The 22,716-nt window shown below is 53.0% G+C and carries 19 protein-coding genes; 14 read left to right on the top strand and 5 right to left on the bottom strand.

Features of this window, described 5'->3' with window-relative positions:
* The first annotated feature begins 25 nt into the window (after positions 1–25).
* From AAA927_RS04210 to AAA927_RS04195, 4 genes are all read left to right on the top strand, one after another.
* Entirely contained in the window at positions 26–1,018 is a 993-nt protein-coding gene (locus AAA927_RS04210) for a DUF6287 domain-containing protein (RefSeq protein WP_338216028.1), read from the top strand.
* A gap of 132 nt (positions 1,019–1,150) precedes the next feature.
* Positions 1,151–2,536 carry a hypothetical protein gene (locus AAA927_RS04205; protein WP_338216026.1) on the top strand — a complete coding sequence of 462 codons (1,386 nt, stop codon included), beginning with the start codon at positions 1,151–1,153 and terminating at the stop codon, positions 2,534–2,536.
* Positions 2,537–2,579: 43 nt separating this feature from the next.
* Positions 2,580–3,173, top strand: a complete 594-nt coding sequence (locus tag AAA927_RS04200) for an NUDIX hydrolase (protein WP_338216024.1) — start codon at positions 2,580–2,582, stop codon at positions 3,171–3,173.
* Positions 3,174–3,327: 154 nt separating this feature from the next.
* Positions 3,328–3,936, top strand: a complete 609-nt coding sequence (locus AAA927_RS04195) for a hypothetical protein (protein WP_338216022.1) — start codon at positions 3,328–3,330, stop codon at positions 3,934–3,936.
* A 127-nt stretch (positions 3,937–4,063) separates the two neighbouring features.
* Here the strand turns inward: AAA927_RS04195 and AAA927_RS04190 are convergent, their stop codons facing one another.
* Positions 4,064–5,836, bottom strand: a complete 1,773-nt coding sequence (locus AAA927_RS04190) for a hypothetical protein (protein ID WP_338216019.1) — start codon at positions 5,834–5,836, stop codon at positions 4,064–4,066.
* Between the two features lie 322 nt (positions 5,837–6,158).
* Here AAA927_RS04190 and AAA927_RS04185 point away from each other — a divergent pair, with 322 nt between their 5' ends.
* Complete coding sequence (locus AAA927_RS04185) at positions 6,159–7,691, top strand: hypothetical protein (protein ID WP_338216017.1); 1,533 nt, start codon at positions 6,159–6,161, stop codon at positions 7,689–7,691.
* A gap of 377 nt (positions 7,692–8,068) precedes the next feature.
* Here AAA927_RS04185 and AAA927_RS04180 read toward each other — a convergent pair whose 3' ends face one another.
* From AAA927_RS04180 to AAA927_RS04170, 3 genes are all read right to left on the bottom strand, one after another.
* Positions 8,069–8,743, bottom strand: coding sequence for a nuclease-related domain-containing protein (locus AAA927_RS04180; protein ID WP_338216016.1), 675 nt, complete (start codon positions 8,741–8,743; stop codon positions 8,069–8,071).
* A 45-nt stretch (positions 8,744–8,788) separates the two neighbouring features.
* Positions 8,789–9,787 carry a hypothetical protein gene (locus AAA927_RS04175; protein WP_338216014.1) on the bottom strand — a complete coding sequence of 333 codons (999 nt, stop codon included), beginning with the start codon at positions 9,785–9,787 and terminating at the stop codon, positions 8,789–8,791.
* A 106-nt stretch (positions 9,788–9,893) separates the two neighbouring features.
* Complete coding sequence (locus tag AAA927_RS04170; RefSeq protein ID WP_338216012.1) at positions 9,894–10,448, bottom strand: hypothetical protein; 555 nt, start codon at positions 10,446–10,448, stop codon at positions 9,894–9,896.
* A gap of 557 nt (positions 10,449–11,005) precedes the next feature.
* On the opposite strand from AAA927_RS04170, the gene ylqF reads away from it, so the two are divergent.
* The 9 genes from ylqF to AAA927_RS04125 all read left to right on the top strand — a co-directional run bounded on the left by ylqF (position 11,006) and on the right by AAA927_RS04125 (position 21,678).
* Positions 11,006–11,866: a ribosome biogenesis GTPase YlqF gene (ylqF, locus tag AAA927_RS04165; RefSeq protein ID WP_338216010.1), complete on the top strand. Its 861-nt coding sequence runs from the start codon at positions 11,006–11,008 to the stop codon at positions 11,864–11,866.
* On the top strand, positions 11,850–12,605 hold the full coding sequence (rnhB, locus tag AAA927_RS04160) for a ribonuclease HII (protein ID WP_338216007.1): 756 nt from the start codon (positions 11,850–11,852) through the stop codon (positions 12,603–12,605). Before ylqF ends, rnhB begins: the two co-directional genes overlap by 17 nt.
* 51 nt (positions 12,606–12,656) lie before the next feature.
* Positions 12,657–13,511 (top strand): DNA-processing protein DprA, encoded by an 855-nt coding sequence (gene dprA / locus AAA927_RS04155; RefSeq protein ID WP_338216005.1) that lies wholly within the window; start codon positions 12,657–12,659, stop codon positions 13,509–13,511.
* A 169-nt stretch (positions 13,512–13,680) separates the two neighbouring features.
* Positions 13,681–15,765 (top strand): type I DNA topoisomerase, encoded by a 2,085-nt coding sequence (gene topA, locus AAA927_RS04150; RefSeq protein WP_204118692.1) that lies wholly within the window; start codon positions 13,681–13,683, stop codon positions 15,763–15,765.
* A gap of 385 nt (positions 15,766–16,150) precedes the next feature.
* On the top strand, positions 16,151–17,443 hold the full coding sequence (gene trmFO / locus AAA927_RS04145) for a methylenetetrahydrofolate--tRNA-(uracil(54)-C(5))-methyltransferase (FADH(2)-oxidizing) TrmFO (RefSeq protein ID WP_338216002.1): 1,293 nt from the start codon (positions 16,151–16,153) through the stop codon (positions 17,441–17,443).
* A 120-nt stretch (positions 17,444–17,563) separates the two neighbouring features.
* The gene (gene xerC / locus AAA927_RS04140) at positions 17,564–18,457 is read left to right on the top strand and encodes a tyrosine recombinase XerC (RefSeq protein ID WP_338215999.1); all 894 of its coding nucleotides are present in this window, start codon (positions 17,564–17,566) and stop codon (positions 18,455–18,457) included.
* A gap of 117 nt (positions 18,458–18,574) precedes the next feature.
* The gene (gene hslV, locus AAA927_RS04135) at positions 18,575–19,096 is read left to right on the top strand and encodes an ATP-dependent protease subunit HslV (RefSeq protein WP_125578970.1); all 522 of its coding nucleotides are present in this window, start codon (positions 18,575–18,577) and stop codon (positions 19,094–19,096) included.
* Positions 19,097–19,108: 12 nt separating this feature from the next.
* Positions 19,109–20,512, top strand: coding sequence for an ATP-dependent protease ATPase subunit HslU (hslU, locus tag AAA927_RS04130; RefSeq protein WP_338215996.1), 1,404 nt, complete (start codon positions 19,109–19,111; stop codon positions 20,510–20,512).
* A 287-nt stretch (positions 20,513–20,799) separates the two neighbouring features.
* Complete coding sequence (locus AAA927_RS04125) at positions 20,800–21,678, top strand: aldose 1-epimerase family protein (protein WP_338215994.1); 879 nt, start codon at positions 20,800–20,802, stop codon at positions 21,676–21,678.
* A gap of 65 nt (positions 21,679–21,743) precedes the next feature.
* Here AAA927_RS04125 and plsY read toward each other — a convergent pair whose 3' ends face one another.
* Positions 21,744–22,361: a glycerol-3-phosphate 1-O-acyltransferase PlsY gene (gene plsY / locus AAA927_RS04120; protein ID WP_338215991.1), complete on the bottom strand. Its 618-nt coding sequence runs from the start codon at positions 22,359–22,361 to the stop codon at positions 21,744–21,746.
* Positions 22,362–22,716 lie beyond the last annotated feature (355 nt).

The following is a 22,716-nucleotide window of genomic DNA, read 5'->3' as shown; positions in this document are numbered from 1 at the left end:
TCCGCGACCGCGCGGATTGGGTAAAATGAAAAAGTTAATGATCGGGACTTTGGTGGCCCTTGCCTGTGGGTTAGGTGCATGTAGCAACACGTCAAACTCTAAGGCCACCCGCCAACCAGCGGCGAAGGTGACGCGTCAAAGTAAAACAGCCGCTAAGCAGCCGGCCAAACAATCCGCAAAGATGGATTTGGCGCAGATACAAAAAGGAAATTATCAATCGCTAAAGGGGCAGTGGACCCAAATTGCGAATGCCACTAATTTCCACAATGGTACCCAAACCGGCTACCAAGCTGGTGGCAACGCGAAGATGGCGGTGACCGCGAGTGTTTTGACCGCGGCCGATGTGAAATTGGCTGCTGGCAAGTTGGTTGACGCCAATGGCGAGCATCCGCTCAGCTTTAAGCCAACTGGCAAGGCACTGACGGCGTTGCTGCAAGATTCCGCTAAGGTGGCCATTAACTGGGCCGTGACCTTCTATCCAAAAGGGAGCACCAGTGAGTTCAAATCAATCACTGGCGATGCCACCAACCAGCAGAATATTGTGGTGGTTTGGACCAGCAACAATGACACCAGCTGGGTCTTCGCTGAGGGCGTGTCGGCGGCGCAATTGAAGGCCATGCAAGGTCTGAACCTTGATGCCCTCGCGCAAAATGACCTCAGCAGCTTGGCCGGCACTTGGAAAAATCCAACTGATGGCCGGACCATGACGGTCACCACCAAAACCACTACCGCTCCAGCCAGCATGAACCTCAGTGTTGCCACTGGGGTTGAGCTCACCACCAAAGACAGCGATGGCTATGCTGAGGTGATCACTTCAGGGCCAGTGACCACCGGTTATATCATGGGCTCGATTGGCACTTTTAACCCTAATGTGATGTCCAGCATGGCGCCGCTGGCGATTGTGCCGAAGGGCGTGCAAATGTCGTCCGCTGACGACTCTGACGCCAGCCGCGACCGTCTGATTCCTGGCGGCGGGCAAAGTGGGTATCAAACCGATGCTTATTACAAAGTTGACTAAACACTTGCAGTCCTCATCGTATGAGGGCTGTATTTTTGCGGCAGATGACCACTGGTGGCGTCGTGGTGCGATTATGGTTACAATGAAACTAGAAACCGTTTTCTAAAATCTCAAACCTTGGAGGACCAGCAGATGGTGACAAGAGCGGATCGTTATGAGTTTGCGAGGCATAATCGTCAAATATTTGCCGCGGGCAACGAGGAAGCAATTGACCACCTTGAAACAATCTGGAGTGAGCAACTCACTCAGCTTGGCTTTAGGATGGATATGCTCGAATCGGTGCTTGATAAGAAACATCAGCTGCCTAATCCGGTTGAGCATGAAGCAACAAAGGCATTTTTGACCGGCATTGATGACGACCAAGCCTTGGGCAACGCAATCTTTTCGATGTATCGGCAGATTACGTACTGGGGCTTTGACGAGCACTTAAGCGACCCCGACAACCGGTTTTGGTTTACCACGGCCTTGACCCAGTTAGCAGTTTTAACGCAGCCTTTGGGGACAATCCAAAAGGTGGTGATTAAATCCTCAGAAGGTCGTTTTTGGGCGCCTACGCCAGATAGCTTGACGAGCCAGACGTTAACGTTAAAAAGCGAAGGCAGAGCCAACTTAGCGAGTTATTTCTTTAGTGGTTATCGGCGCCGCCAGACGTCTATGGTGCCAGTGGGCAAATTAAGCGGGATGCTTGATCAACTGGCGGATTTTGCCAGTACGGTGCGGCCACCTGAAATAGTTTGTGACGTTGGGGACTGGAAAATGACGGTCACTGGTGAAGGCGGCGTTCAGCATGCACAAGGGTCAATGGTTGAGGCCGAGCTGCTGTCGGAACAGTTGCGCGATGTGTTGCCGTTTCCTTATTTGATGCTGTTTGATAATGCCCCCAATCAACTGCAACGCTTGGTGATTGCCTATGCACCGGATGATGACACGGCGGAAAAAATGGTGATTGATCGCCATAGTCAGTCTTTCTCGCTCACAACGCGGCAAGGTGCCACTCGCACGCGGCTCGGCTTTACGAGTCCGGCGGTGGGGCGCTTGCTCACTGGTTTAGACTCGTCACTGGAGCAGCCTAAGCCAGATGAGACGAGCCAAATTGCGCCGAATTTAACCGTCACGGCGCGGTATCGGCAAGGCGACCCAAACATCGTTAAAGGTACCCTGAGCCTCGATGATCCGATTCCGTACTGGGCAAATGTGGCGGCGAAGATCCAGACTTTTTTGGGGGAGTTTGCGCCCCAAATGTTAGACGCGCGGGTAATGAGTCGCAAGACGCCGGCTAAGGGCGAGCTGCTCTATTCCCAAGTCGTTTTCCATCACGGTGGTAGTCCGTATAGTTATATTGCTGATCCGCAGTATGCCGTGGGCGATCGAGTCGTGGTGCCACGCAATCATAGCGAGGCCTATGGCACGATTGTTGCGATGGCTTGGTATGCGCCCAATCAAGCCCCATACCCGCCGGCCCAGACTAAGCGGATTTCGCGCCTCGCTGACCCATTGGAGGAAGCAGAGGACCGTTAGACTTTGTAGGGGATGCGCGCACACTCAAAAAGAGGGGGTAGCCTTGGACCAAGTGACTTTTCTCAGGCGTTTGCTGGCGATTAGTGAAGCAGGACTGGCATATGCGCAGGATCGCTTTGATCAGGAACGGTATCAAGACCTTCAGCGTCTCGCACAGCAGCAAATCGCCACGCTTGGCGACTGGCCGGTAGCGCAAGTCGCTGATTTGTTCGCGCAAGAAACTGGCTATCCCACGCCTAAAGTGGATGTGCGGGCTTTTATCACCCGCCAGCAACAAGTCTTGTTGGTCGCGGATGCCACTGGCCACTGGGCTTTGCCAGGTGGATTTGCTGAGGTTGGCTGGTCGCTGAAAGCCAATGTGGCCAAGGAGGTACGCGAAGAAACTGGTCTGGCCATGAAAGTTGGTGAGTTGCGGGCGATTTACAATACCGCGCAGCGCCCCGATATTCCGCAGGCGTTTCAATATTACAAAATGATCTTCGCCGGCACAATTGGAGCAGGGGAGTTTGCGGCTAATAGTGAAACGGTTGCGACCGGTTGGTTCAGCGAAGACGCCTTGCCGCCGCTTTCGCTGAAGCGCACCACGCCGGAACAATTAAAGCAGTTGTTCGCAGGTGGTGAACTGTACATTCAATAGTAATTTTGAAGTGAGGAAACGAGACCTCACTTTTTTGATTCTGCGAGGCAAGCAAGTTCAGTGGCGCCGGGCTAAAGCCTGATTGACGAGGGAGATGAAAGGGGTATCATTAACTTAAATTGGGCGATTATGGGCAATTTCTTGGGAGGACAAGATGGGGATATTAGTACAAAATGAATCTCAAATGCAGGACTTGGTGCGCGCATTGGGGGTCGAGCCAGAGGCTAATTTTTTGTATGCTCGGCATCATAACGGTGCGGGGAAGGCGTTCGCGTTGGACCTGCTTGGACCTAGTGCGACCACTGCCAGTGAACCTGCTTTTCTGCTCGTCTTTACGCCGGCTGAAATCATTGCCCAGCGCCTCAGTAATCAGCAAGTCCACCAGTATGCGAGAGCCGACATTACTAACTTCAAAGTGCGCGACGGCGCGCAGAATTCAGTGGTCATTGATTTTGATCATGCTGGAGAGCACGTGAGCTTCTATGCCGATATGGGTTCAAGCATGCGGCTGCAGTATGTCGCTGACAATTTAGCCGCGCTGATGGCCAATCACTTTCTAGGGTATGCGACGGATATGAGCCAAGTCGGGCAGACTGGGTGGGCCAGTTTTAAATACCCACTGCTTGAGTCGCTGCTACCACTGGCGTTAGTGATTGCCATGCTGGCGCTCAAGGCCGATCATTTCGGGCGCTATCTTGCAATTAGTGGTTTGATCCTGGTGTTGATCTGGCTGCCGAAGATTCCACGGCCGCATCGGCGTTAGCGACCACTTTTATCGAGCAACTGAACGCAACGCACCATCAAAAACATCATCGACAGCAAAAAATCCGAATCAAATTTCCAGCTGGAAGCCTGATTCGGATTTTCGTTTGTCTGCATGTTTCGCGCCGTTAACTCTGATTTGCTTTTCCCCTGAACGTCGTCAACCACCAGCGGTCATTGACATCATTGTGGTCGTAGGGCGATAGCTCGCTGATGGCGGCAAGATAGGCTTCGGCCTGCGCCCAGACTGTCGGCGAGTCATCAAAGTAGACAGTGCGTAAGGTATGAATCATAGTCAGGCGTTGATAGTCTTGCCAAGCATAGACGCGCGCGGTTTGCTTGGCGAAATAGTCCTCGACAATTGGCATCGCGGCTTGAACGTCATAATAAACGGCGCCAAACATAAAGTTAGTGCCACTTTGCTGCAGGTTGGCGGCTGCCTCGCTGTTTGGCGGGGTTTTTGCCATCACTGCACTGATGATGGCGGTATAGTACTTTTTCCTGATACTATTGATGGCGAATCCGAGCGCTTCTGCATCCAAGGCGCTAACCTCAGTGATCGTTTCAAAGTAGGTAAGGATTTCGCCTTGGTCTTCTATGGAGAGGCTAGCAAATACGGGGTCGCCCTCTGGAAAAAGCGGGTTGTTTTGCCACTGTAGACTGGTTCTCAGGCCTTTAGCCAGCATCAGCCGCAAGCCCAGCGGTAGACCGGCGATAGCCGCTTCAAACTGGGTCAGAACGGTTAGAATAGCTTCGCGGTTTTGGTGCGCGACTGGCGCTCGCCCCATTAGCTCAAGCTCCGCGCGGTAGCGGTGAAAAAGGCTGAATTGATCGGTGGTCATGCTGGCCGCGTAAAAGGGCAGGGCCAATTTTTCAAGCAAGGTCAACGTTTTGAGAAAGCCTAACTGCGTGCGGCCTTGTTCAAAGCGCGATTGCGTTGAGAGATTCCAATCGCCTAACACCGCCTTCATGGTGAGGCCCAGCTGTTTGCGGCGTTTTGCTAACACCGGCCCCGTTAACAGATCTTCATCCAAAGAAAGCTGCCAATCAGCCGGGATAGTGGACTTTAGGTGGGGATGGTGATGGCTAGGGAGGGCTAAGTTGCACTGTTGCTGGAGCGCAAGCAAATAGTCTGCCAGCGGCCTAGCGCCAATTTGCTCAAGCGCCGAAACCAGTGGGGCAATGCTCTCATCCCGGGCCAAGGCGACGAGTGCGCGCAACTGCGGAGCGACGTTGTTGAAAAAGGTGACCAATGTAGGATCTTGAAGGATTCTGGAAAGATCGTTCGCAATCAGCGCATGGAGCTCAGGGTCGGCTTTGGCCAGCCCTAAGCTCCCGAGCAGCCAGAGGTTATAGTTTTGTTTACCCAGCTGGCGCCCTGTCAGTGCCGTGGCGCGCTGCCAGAGCAGCGTTTTTAACTCGCTGCTGGCAAAAGGAAAGGTCGCAACCATCAAAAATTCTTCGAGATTGTACCAATTTGACGGATCACCCAGCCGATCAGCCAATTCCTGTTCGAAGTGAGCACTCAGCTGACGGGGACTATCAAGCGGTTCATCGAGCCAAGTACAGGAGGTTTGCACGAGTGTCGCTAGCGCCTCTGGTAGAGTACCTTGCGCCAGGTATGCGGTCACGTTCTGCTTGATTTGGGCCCGGTCCCCTAACACGAAATCGTTGAGGACACTTGGGAAAGTGCGCTGATGGCGGCGCAGGGCATCTGTGAGGTCGTTGGCATCCATGCCGATGTTGAACATGAGCTGGGCAGCTGCGTTCACGGAAATATCGGCTAAGCCCCGCTCAAAGCGGGAGACCGAGGCACTGCTTAACCCGCGCCCGGCTTGGCGTACGCCGATTCCACGGCTGGTGCGAAATTGCTGGAAATATTGACCCACCCATGTGTCCATCGCTAAGCTCCTTTTATGCGAGGTATTAATGATAGGTTAAGTATGCGCCGCCATGTCATGACGTTCAAGCCTGAGTCAATCAGTTTTTCAGCTGCGAAAAGTGTATTCAGGGGAGTGGCGCGATGATTTTAGCTTGCGTTTCTAGTCGACCATCGTTATCATTAACGGTGGTATACCAACTCATTTTATATTCAAAAAATGATTAGCTAATCAATTGAACAGATTTGAACGCGCAGGAGTTGCATATTCGCAACACCTCGATCGCGGTGAAAATCTGGCAAGAGATTGGCTATTTTTTATGCCAAAAATTTGGGGGATCAACATGAATCAATCAAGCTCAAACCAAGCGCAACGCGGCCAGATGACGGCTTTGAAGTCAGAGGCTAATGGCAGTGAAGCAGCGGCGGTTAGTGTGGCCGCGGCACCAGAAGTGATGGCCCAACTGAATGAACCGGAGCTGATAACAGTGTTAAAACTGATCATCAGTGAAGTCGGACCCTTGGATCAGGCTCGGAATGTGATTGAAGCCTTGCCATTGTTGAAGGCATTTCGAGATGGCCCACAACTGGGCGAAACAATTTCGACTCGCACCACGCTGGCTTTTGCCACCGATAATCTTCATCGGCTTGTGGCAGCCCAGAAACAAAGAGTGACCAAAGGCATCGCGCGTGAGCTGGCCGCCAAGGCGACAGCCCAGCAAGAGCACGAAACGGCGCTTCAGGTTGAGCTAGAAGAGCTCATGTTTAGTCGGTTGGCTCACACAGTGCTGCGGCCCGCCGCCATCCGCGTGGATGCATCTCAGCAGCATCTGATCTATGATGCGGATTCACCTGAGTTCACGGCGTTTCACTTTCATGGCGCGCCGCTTGATTTTGGTGCCCTGCTTGATGGGCAGGTGATGACCCCTTATCAGGAACATTTAAGTGCCTATGAACGCTATCAAAAATATAAAAATGACTTCGAGCAGGCCCGCAGTTTTGCACAGTACCAAATGGCGCAGCACGCACCAGCGGCAACCAGTAAGCCAAGTCTGAACGAGTACCTGCAAGATTTTTATCGGGAATGGAACGCTGGCCCTGATGGCCGGTTCGGTAGTTGGTTTGCGCAAATTAGCGACGTTCGGTTACGGGCGAATTGGTTCGAACTGGCGCAAAAAGAGCCTGCTGACGCGACCCTAAACAGTTTTTATGAGGAATTAGATGACACAAAAATCTATCATGACGGAGACTCGCTTGGCACGCTGTTGGTGGATAGTCGACGCCAGTTACCATCCGAGCTGGCAACCATTGAAGCCAACTCTGCCTTCCACCCACTGCTGGCAGCCTACCCGAAACTCAGCGCCTCTGCCTTGGTTGAACATTATTTTGATTCCTTGCAGGAGGAGAAATTGCTGCTCTGGTATCAAATGCGCACTTTGCATGAACGATTGCTTGCGGCGGGTCGGTTAGGGCTGAACCTCTTGCCAGCAGCACTGCAGGAGGGCGACAATCGGGTGCGTTTCTATGCGGGGCTGATTGAAGCCCTCGAGAATGGCCGGGCTGATTCGTGGCAAGGCTTGCTGACGTGGATTCAGACCAATCAAGGCCGCCGAGAATTGCCGAGCCTCAGCCAAGACCAGCCGCGGCACTTCGATGACTGGGAACGTGTCCAGCAATGTCGCCAATCCTGGTTAACCGGCAGGCATTGTCCGGAGTTGGTGAGCGAGTTTTGGCCAGAAGGGGTCGAGGGCTTCAAGATGCTGATTGATGCCATGGCGCAGGCAGCTAATGCAATCGCCAGCCAAAAGGCCACCTTTGAACAAGTGGCAGGGGCTCAGGCCAAAATGCAGGCACTGCTTGCCGCGTCAGATGATTAGCCATGATCCCGATCATGAATCTGTTGATTCTGACCAAATCAGTCAAAGATTAAGCCACATTGGCGGTGCCTGAAAAAGGTGCCGCTTTTTGATGAAGTGGTTGATATAAGTGGCGACCAGTCAGCCGGCTCGCCTGTGATTGGCAGCATTAGATAACCGGCTATCATGCTGGCCTAGTGTCTGAATGGGCCTAGCCAAATTTACTTGTGACAACACAGAAAAAGACCTCATCATCGGCATGATGAGGTCCAAAAGTGGTGATAGGCTAAACGCGGTGCGCCGCAAACGTTTGGCCATTTAAGTTTTTCAGCCGTCAGTCTCCGAGTTGGTCAAACCGAGAGATAAAACGGTATTGGAGAAATTATCCGGTTGAACGGCTAGGCGATAATCTGCTCTCTGATACACCGATTGATGGCAATCAGACGCTGGGGCGGCATGACTCGAGCGGGTAGTTGATTATAATACTGCACAAAAGCGTCAATGCTGGTGAAGCCCTCCGGTTCCGCACCGGATTGTCCAAGATTATCTAGGCGGTGATTCAAATCAACAATGATGTTGGATTCACCTTGCGGGTAAACATACACCACGAAGCCGTGCAGGTACGGTGGAATCTTAAGATGTTGACTCAATAAGTCGCGCAACTGCCTTTTGGCTGTGCGGACCTGCTCAGTGGGATTGCTGTAGCCCAGGCGCGCCGTTAACGGCCGGTTCCGATGGGCAATCAGCGTATAAGGGCAGGCTGGGCCTAACTTGCGAATCTTTGGTGGCAGAGCAGCTTCGACGAGCGGCCAGAATTTCTCACACTCATTCTTGAGTTGCTGATTACAAACCTGGTGGTAAACCGTACCCGCCCAGTACTTTGTTTCAAGCATGAAAACTCCGCGGCGACTCGTAATAAGATGATCAATTTGCCGCACCGGACTATTTGTGATGGGATGAAAGAACACGTTGGCAAAAATCGTGATTCTGTCATCTGAATGGGCGGCAGAGAGTCCTTTTAGGCGCTGATAGGTGAGATACTCACCACGGTTCGTGTAAGGCCGCTCTGCCATCAGCTTGCACCTCCTTTCACGGTCACCAATCTGACCTCGCTTCAATTATTCTGCTTTCAGAACGGTCGGGCCTTGGCCATCGCCGTACCAAGTGACACTAGCAGTGCTAGGCGTCAGTTCAGCTAGTTTGCTTGCAAGCGAATCAAAATCGATGGTTACGCTATCCCCTGGGCGATATTTCAACGTGTTGTTTCTGATGTCCCAAAGGGCGTTCACTGCATCAGGCTCAAGCGTCGTGCCCATCAGTTTTGAAATTTGGCTAAGCGTCGGTTGGTCGAGGTAGATGCCCTTGATCGTATCCTCAGTGCCTTCCCAACCCGTCATATGGATATAAAGATGATTGGTGAGTAGCTCACGGACATTAATTGCTTTAGGTTTGGGCATCTGCGCAAAGTCCTTGTTGATTTCGACACCGAATCCTGAGCTATCGTAGACGGATAAGTTCGCATGGTAGCCAGGTTTATCAAAGCCTAAATCTTCATTACTGCCTGCAGAAGGATTGACCGTGAGATCATCTAAATCGCTTGCTACGTTATCTAACGCGGCTTTTTGTTCTCCAGTCAGGGCAATACCAGAATCGTAGTAGGTTTCAAACATGTCCGGGAAACCAAGGGGCCCGAAAGAGGCATAGCCATCAACCGTCTGCTTCTCGTTGGGAATATTCTCCGCAGTTTCTTTGACCTTAATAATCGCCAGCACGGTCGCAGGATCAGCGCCTTCTTGTTTTGCCAGGTAGGTGGCAATATTAGTCAGAAGCGTCGGTTTGTCCCAGTCCACGACTGGATGGTCTTCTGTCCCCACTAGTGACAGGGTAATATCTTTGAAAATGGCCTTAGTTTTTTTCTGTTGGGCTTTTTCTTCAGCAGTCAGTTTCTTAGTTTTTTGACTCGCTGATTTAGATCTTTTGGTTTGTGTTGTGTTTTTGACACTGCTCTTAGATGCTGAAGAAGTGCCACTTTTTTTGCCTGCACAGCCGCTTAACATGAAGACAGCGCTCATCAACGCCATGGCACTGATGAGAAAATGCCAAGTACTTTTTTTCATCTTGTGACTCGCTTTCTCTGAGATTGAGTGGCAGATGGTGGTGGATCCTTGCTCGAGTCAAGCACCGCTCGCTTGACTTGATTCATTCGCTGTTAATCAGCTGATGTTACTGCACGTCACTCATATCTTCTTCATTCAGGCGCTTCATATATAGGCTGTTGTCAGTTTTATCGGCGTTGGCTTCGAGTGCCTGCTCAATGACTTGCTGAACCGCAATAATGTCCGCCTTGTTGAAGAAAGGGACGCTTAGCGCGTAGGCAGTGCCGCTTTTTTCGACGAATAATTTGGTCAGGATGCCATTGGCAAACATTACTACCCCGACCACGGCTAGAATGATGCCCAACAGTGGCGAACTTGGGAGGGTGAAGATACCAAGAATAGCTAGGATGGCGCCCCAGAAGAAACGGCTGGCTTTGTAGGCTGTGGAGATTGAAGCGCCCGAGATGTTATTGAGCGGAATTGTTTGCTTGTTCTGGCCAGCAGGAATGATGCCGAGCATGGTATTTTGCTCGGTAATGTGCACACCGCGGTAGTCGACTGAGATGCGCCCTTTGATGAAGAACAGAAAGACGCTGGCCGAGAACTCTTTATCGATCCATGAGCCGTTGCGACTCTTTTTGACATTAACGACGGTGTTACCGTTTTGATTGATTTCTGGCATAATTACTTCCTCCAAGTGTTTTGATAAGTGAAATTAGGCAACAAAAAACCGGCCGATGAATAAGATTTTTAGAGGTTCAACAGGGATCTGTTACGAATATGCAACTCCTGTTTCGTTCTATTTATCTTAGTAGCCGGCCGGCTATCTTTTTTGATGAATAAGCATATTGATATATCGCCATTATCTTACTACATAAGTCCGAGAAGCAAAAGCATTTTACGAAAATATATTTTTGGTAATTTGAGGCATACCTTCTGCTGACGATCACAAGCTAGATCGGCCGTCACAAAGGGCCGTGCGAGGCTTGGTGTTTGGCGCCAGCTAATCGATCAGGTTCATTCCGATTAACGCATCGCAAGCCAGTTGCCGCGCTGATGTTTGATCAGAAGGGGTGGATTCGCATCGAGATAGCCCCTAAGTTATAATGAGGCTTGCATAGCGCCGTGATTCGGCGCTGTTTTCATGAGCAAACTGAGTGGTGACCGCTAGCTGCCCTCTTAATTCAAGTTTGCTCACCGAGAGCATGGAAACCCTTGGGATGAAAAGGAGAAATTTGCATGGCGAATATTCAATGGTTCCCCGGTCACATGGCCAAGGCGCGCAACCAAGTCCAAGAAAAGCTGAAGCAAGTCGACCTGGTGCTGGAAATTGTCGATGCGCGGGTGCCAGAAGCGAGCCGCAATCCGATGATGAACCAGATCGTTGGGCAAAAGCCGCGGATCATGGTCTTAAATAAGAAGGATTTGGCTGATCCGAATAAAACCGCGCAATGGTTGGCGTACTACCGGGCGCAAGGGGATGAAGCCATCGCGATTGACGGCCAGCATGCCAAGCGCCTCAACCAGATTCCCCAACTGGCACGGCAAATGATGGCCGCCAAAATAGAAAAGCAGAAGTCCCGAGGCATTCGCAATCCGTCGCTGCGGGCGATGTGTATTGGTATCCCCAACGTGGGCAAATCGACGGTCCTCAATCGCCTGGTCAAGAAAAACATTGCGGTGGTCGGCAACCGTCCCGGTGTTACTAAAAATCAGCAATGGCTGAAAGCCGACGATACGCTGATGCTGCTGGACACCCCGGGGATTTTGTGGCCGAAATTTGAAGATGAGCTGGTCGGTGAGAAGCTGGCCTTGACTGGCGCGATTGCCGACACGGTGTTCCAAGAAGACGGGGTGGGGCTTTTCGGCTTGACCTTCTTCCAGCAAGCTTACCCGGCGGCGTTGAAGCGGGCTTACCACTTGAATGACGACGAAATGGCGCTGGCGCCGGCTGATTTAATGGTGGTGTTGAGTCAAAAAATGGGCTTCGGTGAAACCTTCAACCGGGCGGCGGAACGGCTGATTTTCGATGCCCGGCAAGGCAAATTAGGCGCGTTCACGCTAGAAGTACCAGGTGATTTTGATGGCCACGCTGAGTGAATTAAAACAGCAACTGGCGCAAGCCCCCACTGAGGCCTTGCTGAAAGCGCTGGCCGCCGATCCGCGGGTGGGCGCGCAAAACCTGCTTGCCCAATATGAACGCCGCCAAGCCGAGGCTGAAGCTGAAGCCGCCGATTTGGACTATCGCCGCCGTTATGAGCGAGAATTGTGGCCGCAGTATCCCCATATCGCCGGGATCGATGAAGTCGGGCGTGGGCCGCTCGCCGGTCCAGTGGTCACTTGTGCGGTGATTTTACCGCATGATTGCGGGCTGCCGGTGAATGACTCGAAACAGCTCACCGCCCATGAACGCGAACGGCTCTATCCGCTGATTGTGTCTCAGGCGCTGGCGGTTAGCCTTGGCGTGGCCGACAACCATATGATTGATCGCGAAAACATTTATCATGCCACCGAGCTGGCCATGGCGGATGCAGCGACGCATCTGCGGGTGGCGCCGAACTTTTTACTGGTGGATGCCATGCATGTGCCCGTGGCAATGCCCCAGCGCAAACTGATTCACGGTGATGCCAATAGCATTAGCATCGCCGCTGCCAGCATTGTGGCCAAAGTGGTGCGTGATCGCCTGATGACGATGTATGACCAGATTTATCCAGGCTATGATTTGAAAGACAACAAAGGCTATGGCACGCAAAAACACTTGGCGGGGCTGGCTGAATATGGGGTCACCGAAATTCACCGGATGAGTTTCAGCCCGGTGCGAGAAGCCGCCAAAAATTAAGTCGCGCATTGCGCGGCTTTTTTCGTAATCTAATGTTGCAGGGGGTGCGACATGGATTTACGTGAATTGGTTTACGTGTGGCATTTGGCAATGCATACCAAGGCTTGGCGCCATGAGAATGAATTGTGGGCAGAAATCGAACGGCGTCGACTGAAGGTCAGTGATTCGGTCAAAACCGTGGCCGATTGGGGGCCGCTGGCGGCCATTCAGCCTTTTGTCCATGATGTCGCGTGGTTTCAACAAGCACGAGAGAGCTATCGGGCGGTGCCAGTGCTGACGCGCTTTGATGCAAGTTATCCGCCGCGGCTGGCCGAAAGTAATCAGCCGCCGCTGGTCTTGTTTTATCGCGGGCGGCTAAGCCTGCTGCCGCGGCTAACGCTGGCGGTGGTTGGCGCGCGGACCGCTACGCGCTACACGCGCCAGGCGCTGGAACGGCTGGCCAATGAACTGCCGCCGCTGGCAATTGTCAGTGGCTTGGCGGCTGGGGCTGACACGTTTGCCCTGGAGGTGGCCCTGAGCCGCGGCTGGCCGACGATTGCCGTGATTGCTAATGGCATGGACCGGGTTTATCCGGCAAGTAATCTGGAACTGCAGGCGCGGATTGCTGAAGAAGGGTTGCTGCTCTCCGAGTATCCCGCCGAAGTTTGGCCGGCGCCGTATCGTTTCGTGGCGCGCAATCGCATCATTGCCGGGCTGGCGCATGGGGTGTTAGTCACCGAAGCCGCGCGTAAAAGTGGCAGCTTGATTACGGCCAATTATGCCCTGCAGAATAATCGGGAAGTCTTTGCGCTGCCGAACCGGATGGGGGAGGCGCTCGGGACCGGCACGAATGAGCTGCTTCAAGTCGGCGCCAAATTGGTGCAATCTGGCGTTGATATTATGGATGAGTTGCAGTTTTTCCCTTAGACAGGCATAGTTAAAGGAGGACAAGCGGATGCAGGTCATCCGCCGCTTTTTTGCCAAGGCCGGGCTAAGGCAGCTGTTGCTCCCCGCCGCCTTTATTTGACAAACATAAAATGTATAGAATATGATAGCTGTTGTTTTTGGGCAGCTGCCCAATGAAAGGGGGGCGCACATGACCGCCAAGAATTTGGTCATCGTGGAATCGCCAGCTAAAGCTAAAACTATTGAGAAATATCTAGGGCGTAATTATAAGGTCGTTGCGAGTCTGGGGCACATTCGGGATCTACCGAAAAGTCAGATGGGCATCGACTTTGAGCACAACTATGAGCCCAAGTACATTTCGATTCGCGGCAAAGGCGATGTGATCAAGGAGCTCAAGAAGAACGCCAAGAAAGCGGATCACATCTACCTGGCGGCTGACCCGGACCGTGAAGGGGAAGCCATCGCGTGGCATGTGAGCCATATTTTGAATCTCGATCCTAAAGATAAAAACCGCGTCGTCTTCAATGAAATCACGAAAGACGCCGTCAAAAATGCATTCAAGACGCCGCGCAGCATTGACATGAATTTGGTGGATGCGCAGCAGGCACGCCGAATTTTGGACCGTTTGGTGGGTTATTCCATCAGTCCACTGCTCTGGGCGAAGGTCAAAAAAGGCCTGAGCGCCGGGCGGGTGCAGTCGGTGGCGCTGAAGCTGATCATCGACCGCGAAAATGAAATTCGTAATTTTAAACCAGAAGAATACTGGAGCTTGGATGCCGAATTCAAAAAAGGTGCCAGCAAAAAATTCGCGGCCAGCTTCTATGGCCTGAATGGCAAGAAAATGGCGCTGCCGAACAACGATAAAGTGCAAGAAGTCCTGCGCGGCATCAACAAGAAGCAGCCATTTACCATTACCAATGTGGTGAAAAAGGAACGCAAGCGGTTCCCAGCCCCGCCATTTACCACCAGTTCCCTTCAGCAGGAGGCCAACCGGAAGCTCGGTTTCCCGACCCGTAAAACCATGATGCTGGCCCAGCAGTTGTATGAAGGCATCAACTTGGGCGGTAAACTCGGGACGGTTGGGCTCATCACCTATATGCGGACGGACTCAACGCGTGTGTCCAATGTCGCCAAAACCGAAACCTCGCACTTCATCCATGAAGCCTATGGTGAAGCCTATGCGGCCGTGAAAATCCGCCAAGGCAAGCTCCAAGAAGGCGCCCAAGACGCCCATGAAGCGATTCGGCCTACCAGCACCATGCGGACGCCAGAGCAAATGGAAAAGGTGCTGAACAAGGACCAAATGAAGCTGTACCGTTTGATTTGGAGTCGCTTTGTCGCCAGCGAAATGACGCCGGCGGTGATTAACACGGTGCAGGTGACCCTCGAACAAAACGGCGCGACCTTCAGGGCCAACGGGAGTCAAACCAAGTTCGCCGGTTTCACGAAGCTTTATGTCTCCAGCCGTGATGAAGAAGCCAAAGATAACCTGTTGCCAGAGCTGGCCATCGGGGATGAAGCCACCCTGGTCAAAACCGACCCGGCGCAACATTTCACCCAGCCACCGGCCCGCTATTCAGAAGCGAACCTGGTCAAGGCCTTGGAAGAAAATGGCGTCGGGCGGCCAAGCACCTATGCGCCGACCATCGAAACCATTAAGAAGCGGTACTACGTCAAAATGACAGCGCGCCGTTTCGAACCGACGGAATTAGGTGAGATTGTCAATGACCTGATCAACGAATTCTTCCCTGACATTGTGAACATCAAATTCACGGCGACGGTTGAATCCGAGCTTGATAGCATCGAAACTGGCAAAACGGATTGGGTCAAGGTTATCGATCAGTTCTACCAGCCTTTTGCCAAGGAAGTGGAATCTGCTGAAAAAGGCATCGAGAAGGTGCAGATCAAAGACGAACCCGCTGGCTTTGATTGTGACATTTGCGGCGCCCCGATGGTGATCAAGCTGGGCCGCTTCGGCAAGTTCTATGCCTGCTCGCGGTTTCCAGAATGTCGCAACACCAAGGCCATTGTCAAAGAAATCGGTGTCATTTGTCCGAAGTGCGGCAAAGGCCAAGTGGTCGAACGTAAATCCAAACGCAATCGCACCTTCTACGGTTGCTCGCGCTACCCAGATTGTGATTTTGTTTCCTGGGATAAACCCGTCGGCCGCGATTGCCCGAAGTGCGGGCATTTCTTGGTCGAAAAGCGCAGCCGCGGTAAAGTCCAAATCGTCTGCCCAAATGGTGACTACAAAGAAGAAACTGTGAAGGCCTAGTCGCGCGGCGACCAAGCTGGTGCAACGAACGCCGCGCAATGCGGCGTTTTTTTGTAAAGGCTGCGGAACTAGGCGCTTTTAGCCTGACAATTAGCCTAGCTTGAGGCATGACTGCCGATCTTTGGCAGTGAGGCCTCAAGCTAGGCTAATTGTTCAGGCGTTGCCTAGTGGAGCGCAACTAGTAAAGGCTGCGAACGAAGGCGCACTTAGCGGAATGGCTAGCCTAGCGCCAGGACTTGCCGCGGTACGCGGTGAGGCATGACGCGTAGCTAATCACTCAAGCGTTGCCTTCGTGAGCGCAACTGAAGCAGGCTGCGACACCAGGCACTTTTAGCCTAAACCAAACGACCATTTTTTCTCATGACCTACTCAAGGAGGAATTCTCATGCCAACAGTCAACGTTGTCGGGGCCGGGTTAGCCGGCAGTGAAGCCGCCTGGCAGATTGCCAAGCGCGGGGTGGACGTCAAGCTCTACGAAATGCGTCCGCAAACTTCAACGCCGGCGCATCATACGGCGCAGTTTGCCGAGCTGGTGTGCACGAACTCACTGCGGGCGAATGCCGTGACCAATGCCGTGGGCCTGCTGAAAGAGGAAATGCGCCGGCTAGATTCGATCATCATGAGCAGCGCAGATGCCAACGCCGTGCCGGCAGGCGGAGCCTTGGCTGTCGATCGCGAACCGTTCAGTGCTGAAATCACGGCTAAACTGCGCCAGCATCCCCGCATCCAGGTGATGCCAGAGGAATGTGAGACTTTCCCGGCAGGCATCACCGTGGTGGCAACTGGTCCGTTGACCGCGCCGACTTTGGCGGGCCAAATTGCCACGCTGAATGGCGAGGAAGGCTTGCACTTTTTCGATGCCGCGGCCCCCATTATTGACGCGGCTTCAATCAATACCGATATTGCCTTTAAGCAGTCGCGTTATGACAATGGCGAGGCGGCTTACTACAATTGCCCGATGAATCGCGATGAATTTTACGCGTTCCAGGATGCCTTGTTGCATGCGGAAGTCGCCGAAGGGCACGAATTCGAAAATCTTAAAGTGTTTGAAGGTTGCATGCCGGTCGAAGTAATGGCTCAGCGTGGCAGCCGCACCTTGCTGTTTGGCCCGCTCAAACCGGTAGGTATCATCGATCCGCGCACCGGCAAGCAGCCGTTTGCCGTGGTGCAGCTGCGCCAAGACAACGCGGCGGCATCACTTTATAACATGGTAGGCTTTCAAACGCACCTCAAATGGGGTGAGCAAAAGCGCGTGTTCCGCATGATTCCTGGTTTGGAAAACGCCGAAATCGTGCGCTATGGCGTCATGCATCGTAACACCTACATGAATTCGCCACTGGTGCTGAGCGCCACTTATGAGAGTCGCAAGCAAGATGGGCTGTTTTTCGCCGGGCAAATGACTGGCGTGGAGGGCTATGTGGAATCAGCGGGTAGCGGGCTGATTGCTGGCATCAATGCCGCCAGGAAAGCCCTCGGTCAACCGCTGCTGGCCTTCCCGGCTGAAACTGCCATTGGGGCGATGGCCCATTACATCACCCACACCAGCCCCCGGCATTTCCAACCGATGAACGCGAACTTCGGCATTATGCCAACGCTGGACATTCCCATCAAAAACAAACTCGCGCGTAATCAAGCATACGCCGATCGGGCGTTAGCGGCCTTGCCGCTGGACGCATAACGCATAAACTCAGGGCAGCCCATCACCTCAAATCGAGGCCATGGGCTGTCTTTTTGTTCCCAGCGGCTTGACTTTTAACGGCTAAGCCATTGTGATACCGTAAGGCTAGGAGGTGAGCAGATGGCTGAGGAAACCGAATTTTTGCAGTACCTGGCTGTGGAGCGGCACTATTCGCCGGAAACCCAGAAGGCCTACCAAGAAGACATCAACGATTTTCGCCAGTTTCTGACGACCAGTGGCAACTTCAAAGGCTTTGCCAAAGTCGATCGCCTGGATGTCCAAACTTACCTGTCGGCGCTGGCGGACCGCAATTTGGCGCGCAGCTCGGTGGCGCGAAAAATGAGCAGTTTGCGCAGTTTCTACCGCTATTTGATTCGCGTTGGCCAAGCCCAAGTGGATCCGTTTGAACTCGTTGAAACCCGCAAATCGCATCACCACCTGCCCAGTTTTTTCTACGAAGCCGAAATTCAGGAGTTGTTCACGACGGTCGCAGGCGACCAGCCGCTTGATTTGCGCAACAGCGCTTTGCTGGAAGTGTTGTATGGCACGGGTATCCGGGTATCTGAATGTGCCAACTTAACGCTGCCGCAAATCGATTTTGACCTTGAAGTGATGCTGATTCACGGTAAAGGCAACAAGGATCGCTACGTGCCCTTTGGTTCGTATGCTAAAACTGCCTTGCAGCGGTATCTCAAAACTGCGCGGCCAACGCTGATGGCGAAGGTTCCGACCCATCAGCGGGTGTTCGTGAACCAACACGGCCGGCCACTCACAGCGCGAGGGATTGAGTACATTCTGGATCAGTTGATCAAGCAAACCAGCCTCACCGCCGATATTCATCCCCACATGCTGAGGCACAGCTTCGCGACGCACATGCTTAACCACGGCGCGGATTTGCGCACGGTGCAGGAGCTGCTGGGGCATGCGAGTCTCTCGACGACCCAGATTTACACCCACATGACGACCGACCATTTGAAAAGTGATTACATGAAGTATTTTCCTAAGCACAATTAGCACTTGACCAATTTCAGTGCTAATAATCAGTCAAAAGACCGATGCCGGCTAGCAGTCAGACCGGTACACTACAAGGTATTCTCAAGCAGTCGCACGTTAGTAAAGGAGCCCATACTTATGACAACAATTGCAGCAGTGCGTAAAAATGGCCACACCGCCATCGCCGGTGACGGCCAAGTGACGTTAGGCGAAAAGGTAATCATGAAAGGCAACGCGCAGAAAATTCGGCGCATCTATAACGGCCAAGTCGTGATCGGTTTTGCCGGCGGGGTGGCGGATGCCATCACCTTGGAAGACTGGTTGGAAAAGAAGCTGGAAACCCATGCTGGTAATCTCCGCCGCTCTGCGGTGGCGCTGGCCCAAGATTGGCGCAAAGACCCAACCTTGCAGAAGCTGCAGGCCGAGCTGATTGCCATGGACAAGGACGATTTGCTGCTGATTTCCGGGCAAGGCGAAGTGATTGAACCGGACCAGGACGTGGTGGCGATTGGTTCTGGTGGCAATTACGCTCAGGCCGCCGCCATTGCGATGCTGCGGCACACGCAAATGAGTGCCGAGAACATTGCTAAAGAGGCCATCGAAATCGCCTCGAACATCGATATTTTTACCAACCAGAATATTCGCGTCGAAAGTTTCTAAGGAGGGCCCGCTATGTCAGTGAAAACACCAAAAGAAATTGTGGCTCAGCTCGATCAATATGTCATTGGGCAAGATGAAGCCAAGCGCGCCGTGGCGGTGGCCTTGTACAACAGGCATCGCCGGATGGAACTGCCAGAACAGATGCAGCAAGATATCACGCCCAAGAACCTGCTGATGATTGGGCCAACTGGGGTGGGGAAAACGGAAATCGCCCGCCGGCTGGCCAAGGTCGTCAACGCCCCGTTTGTCAAAGTCGAAGCAACCAAGTTCACCGAAGTCGGCTATGTCGGCCGAGATGTGGAGTCCATGGTCCGTGACCTCGCCGATGTCGCGGTGGCGATGGAAGAAGCCCAGGCTTTTGCCGCAGTCCGCGGCCGCGCCCAGCGCCAAGCCGATAAGCGCCTAGTCCGCCTGCTGGTCCCAGCCATCAAGAAGGAAAAGAAAAACACTAATCCGATGGCTGATATGATGAGCATGCTTCAAAACATGCAAAACGGTCAGATGCCGCAGCCGCAGCAGGAAGATGGTGAGCTCACCGATGAAATTCGCAACCAGCGCCTGACCGTGGCCGAGCAGCTGGAGCAAGGCCTGCTGGAAGACCGCGAAATCACCGTCGCCGTCGAAGATGAGAAAAAAGGCAACGGCATGGGCGATATGTATGGTCAAATTGGCATCGACCTCTCCGACATGATGGGGTCGATGATGCCCAAGAAGAAAGTCCAACGTACGATGACCGTGAAAGAAGCGCGGGAAGTCTTCATTCGCGAGGAAAGTAGCAAGCTGGTCAACCACGCGGATATCTACCACAACGCGATTCGCCAAGCCGAAGACAACGGGATTATTTTCATCGATGAAATCGATAAAATCGCCGCCGGCAACAAGCAATCAGCCGGTGAGGTTTCCCGTGAAGGTGTGCAGCGCGATATATTGCCGATTGTTGAAGGTTCGCAAGTGTCCACCAAGTATGGCCCGCTGAACACCGAGCATGTGCTGTTCATTGGCTCTGGTGCGTTTGCCACCGCCAAGCCGTCAGATTTGATTGCCGAGCTGCAAGGGCGCTTTCCAATTCGGGTGGAGCTGAAAGATCTAACCAAGGACGACTTCGTGCGGATCTTGACCGAGCCTGACAATGCGCTGGTGAAGCAGTACATGGCGCTGATTGGCACCGATGGCGTTAAAATCACCTTTACCCAAGAGGCGATTGAACGCATTGCCCAAATCGCCATTGACGTCAACCGGGACACTGACAACATCGGGGCGCGGCGCTTGGCCACGATTTTGGAGAAGCTACTGGAAGACATTTTGTATGAAGGGCCTGACATGCAAATGGGTGATATCACCATCACCGAGAAGTATGTTAACGACAAGGTGGGCGATATTGCCGCCGACAAGAACATGACGCGGTACATTTTGTAACGGGCTGTGACAAAAGGCGGTTTTGGAGCCGACAGGTAGCCTAGCCATCCACCAAGTCCGAACTTTGGACTCGGTGGATGGCGTAGCTAACTGCTCGGCTCCAGCCTTTTGGCGCGTAACTCTGCTGGCACATTCGGAGCTAATATTGAAGTTGCCGCCGGTATCACAATTCCTTTGGTCTAGCCCAAAATTTAGGCGTGGAGGTTGAACCTGAAGCGCTATCATGGTATAAATGGACACGTTGACCGCGACAGCGGTAATTCTGGAAATAAAAGGAATGAGCAAATATGGCAACGCTGACCAATGATTTTTTGACAGTCACCATCAGCGAGCACGGCGCTGAAGTGACCAGTATCATCAACAACCACACCGATCAGGAATATATCTGGCAAGCGGATCCTAAAGTTTGGAAACGCCACGCGCCAGTACTGTTCCCGATTGTCGGGGCCTTGAAGAATAATGAGTACCGCTATGAGGGTCAGACTTACCACATGAGCCAGCATGGCTTCGCCCGGGATCGCGACTTCACCGTGGAGGCGCAGTCGGATAGGCAGGTGACCATGGTGCTGAAAGATGACGCCGAAAGCCGCAAAGTGTATCCTTTCGCTTTTGTCCTGAAGCTGATTTTCACTTTGGAAAACAATGGCTTGACTGTGACCTACCACGTCGAAAACCCGGCAGCAGAGGCACCACTTTACTTCTCCATTGGCGGTCACCCGGGCTTTAACATCCCAGTGACGCCAGACACCAAGTTTGAGGATTACTTCTTGGCTTTCCAGCCGCTGAAGTCGCGCGTGCAGGTGCCACTGATTGCCGGCGAAGGCATCGATTACAAGCACCGCACCTTGGCAGCCACTGATGCCAATTTGCAACTCAACCATGAGTTCTTTAAGCAAGACGCGGTGATTTACGAACTCAACGGTCGCTCCGCTTTCTCCCTGCGCTCCGACAAAACTCGCCATGGCGTGATGCTGACGACGACCGACGCGCCGTTTATCGGTGTCTGGAGTCCATATCCAACCGAAGGCAATTTCGTCTGCTTGGAACCATGGTGGGGCATTGCCGACACCACCGATGCCACTGGCAATTTAACCGAAAAGCTCGGTATCAACAAACTTGAACCAAATGAGATTTTCGATCACAGTTATTTGATTGAAATCTTCTAAACCTAAAAAAGGCGCTGTCTTCACCCCCGTCGTGGGTCTGAAGGCAACGCTTTTTGCGTGTCAGCTTATTGACGCTTGCGGCGCAGGTATTGGCCCAGGCCAAAGGGCACCATGTTTTCGGTGCCCGCCTTGATGCGGGCGAAGTTGGCGCGGTGGCGCACCATAATCACCAGCCACACCACTGTTGCCACGGCAGTTAAGATCCAGTCATGGAAGAACAACGAGCCCAGTACCACCAGGGTCATCCCCAAAGTGGAGGCGACACTGACCATGCTGGTGAGTAGCACCAGACTGAGGAAGACCGCGCAGCAGAACAGAAAAAACACGGGATTGTAGGCCAGCGCAATGCCGGCAGAGGTGGCAACGGCTTTCCCGCCTTTGAAGCCGATGAACACCGAGCAGGTATGGCCAAACACAGCCGCCAAGCCGACAATTAAGACCCACCAATGGGGCGTGATGCCAAAGAAGGCTGGTAACGACGCGCCGAGCGTCCCTTTGAGAATATCCATCACCAGCACAATCGAGCCACCCACTGGCCCGAGCACGCGATAGGCGTTGGTAGTGCCAATGTTGTGGGAGCCGGCGGTGCGGATATCTTGATGGAAGAATAGCTGGCCGACCCAGACACCGCTGGGAATCGAGCCAATGAGGTAAGAGAGGATGAAGCAAAAAACAAGGGTCATGGGTAAGTCCTTTCTGTGCGCAAGGCCGAAACGGCTGCGCAAGATGATGGCAACACTGCCGCCCAGGTGCTGGTTACAACCAGCATAATCAGTGCTTCCAGTTTACCATTTTTTGACCAAAGCGGGAATCTTGCGTAAAATAGATTGTCCGAACACTTATTCGGGTGTGACACCAAAGGGAAGTGCGAGGTCCACAGCCTGATAGATGCGCTCACGAAGACAACGCCTGAGTGCTTTGCTACGCCTGAGTCGCCGCCGCTTGCCGCGGCAACGCCTCCGGCTAGGCAAAGCATCAGGCTAAAAGCGTCTTCGTTCGCAGCCTGGACAAAATTCCCTTTCACCTAGGCCTTGGTCT

This window comes from Lacticaseibacillus salsurivasis (genome assembly GCF_036246225.1).
Taxonomy (GTDB): domain Bacteria; phylum Bacillota; class Bacilli; order Lactobacillales; family Lactobacillaceae; genus Lacticaseibacillus; species Lacticaseibacillus salsurivasis.
Note: the sequence above shows the minus strand (reverse complement) of the source record. Positions and strands in the feature narration are given on the sequence as shown.

Bases quoted from the DNA above. Each gene is read 5' to 3' on its own strand.
- dprA (WP_338216005.1), top strand. From the start codon at position 12,657: ATGGATTTACGTGAATTGGTTTACGTGTGGCATTTGGCAATGCATACC.
- ylqF (WP_338216010.1), top strand. From the start codon at position 11,006: ATGGCGAATATTCAATGGTTCCCCGGTCACATGGCCAAGGCGCGCAAC.
- hslU (WP_338215996.1), top strand. From the start codon at position 19,109: ATGTCAGTGAAAACACCAAAAGAAATTGTGGCTCAGCTCGATCAATAT.
- AAA927_RS04125 (WP_338215994.1), top strand. From the start codon at position 20,800: ATGGCAACGCTGACCAATGATTTTTTGACAGTCACCATCAGCGAGCAC.
- trmFO (WP_338216002.1), top strand. From the start codon at position 16,151: ATGCCAACAGTCAACGTTGTCGGGGCCGGGTTAGCCGGCAGTGAAGCC.
- hslV (WP_125578970.1), top strand. From the start codon at position 18,575: ATGACAACAATTGCAGCAGTGCGTAAAAATGGCCACACCGCCATCGCC.
- AAA927_RS04185 (WP_338216017.1), top strand. From the start codon at position 6,159: ATGAATCAATCAAGCTCAAACCAAGCGCAACGCGGCCAGATGACGGCT.
- rnhB (WP_338216007.1), top strand. From the start codon at position 11,850: ATGGCCACGCTGAGTGAATTAAAACAGCAACTGGCGCAAGCCCCCACT.
- AAA927_RS04210 (WP_338216028.1), top strand. From the start codon at position 26: ATGAAAAAGTTAATGATCGGGACTTTGGTGGCCCTTGCCTGTGGGTTA.
- AAA927_RS04205 (WP_338216026.1), top strand. From the start codon at position 1,151: ATGGTGACAAGAGCGGATCGTTATGAGTTTGCGAGGCATAATCGTCAA.
- topA (WP_204118692.1), top strand. From the start codon at position 13,681: ATGACCGCCAAGAATTTGGTCATCGTGGAATCGCCAGCTAAAGCTAAA.
- AAA927_RS04175 (WP_338216014.1), bottom strand. From the start codon at position 9,787: ATGAAAAAAAGTACTTGGCATTTTCTCATCAGTGCCATGGCGTTGATG.
- AAA927_RS04170 (WP_338216012.1), bottom strand. From the start codon at position 10,448: ATGCCAGAAATCAATCAAAACGGTAACACCGTCGTTAATGTCAAAAAG.
- plsY (WP_338215991.1), bottom strand. From the start codon at position 22,361: ATGACCCTTGTTTTTTGCTTCATCCTCTCTTACCTCATTGGCTCGATT.
- AAA927_RS04190 (WP_338216019.1), bottom strand. From the start codon at position 5,836: ATGGACACATGGGTGGGTCAATATTTCCAGCAATTTCGCACCAGCCGT.
- xerC (WP_338215999.1), top strand. From the start codon at position 17,564: ATGGCTGAGGAAACCGAATTTTTGCAGTACCTGGCTGTGGAGCGGCAC.
- AAA927_RS04195 (WP_338216022.1), top strand. From the start codon at position 3,328: ATGGGGATATTAGTACAAAATGAATCTCAAATGCAGGACTTGGTGCGC.
- AAA927_RS04180 (WP_338216016.1), bottom strand. From the start codon at position 8,743: ATGGCAGAGCGGCCTTACACGAACCGTGGTGAGTATCTCACCTATCAG.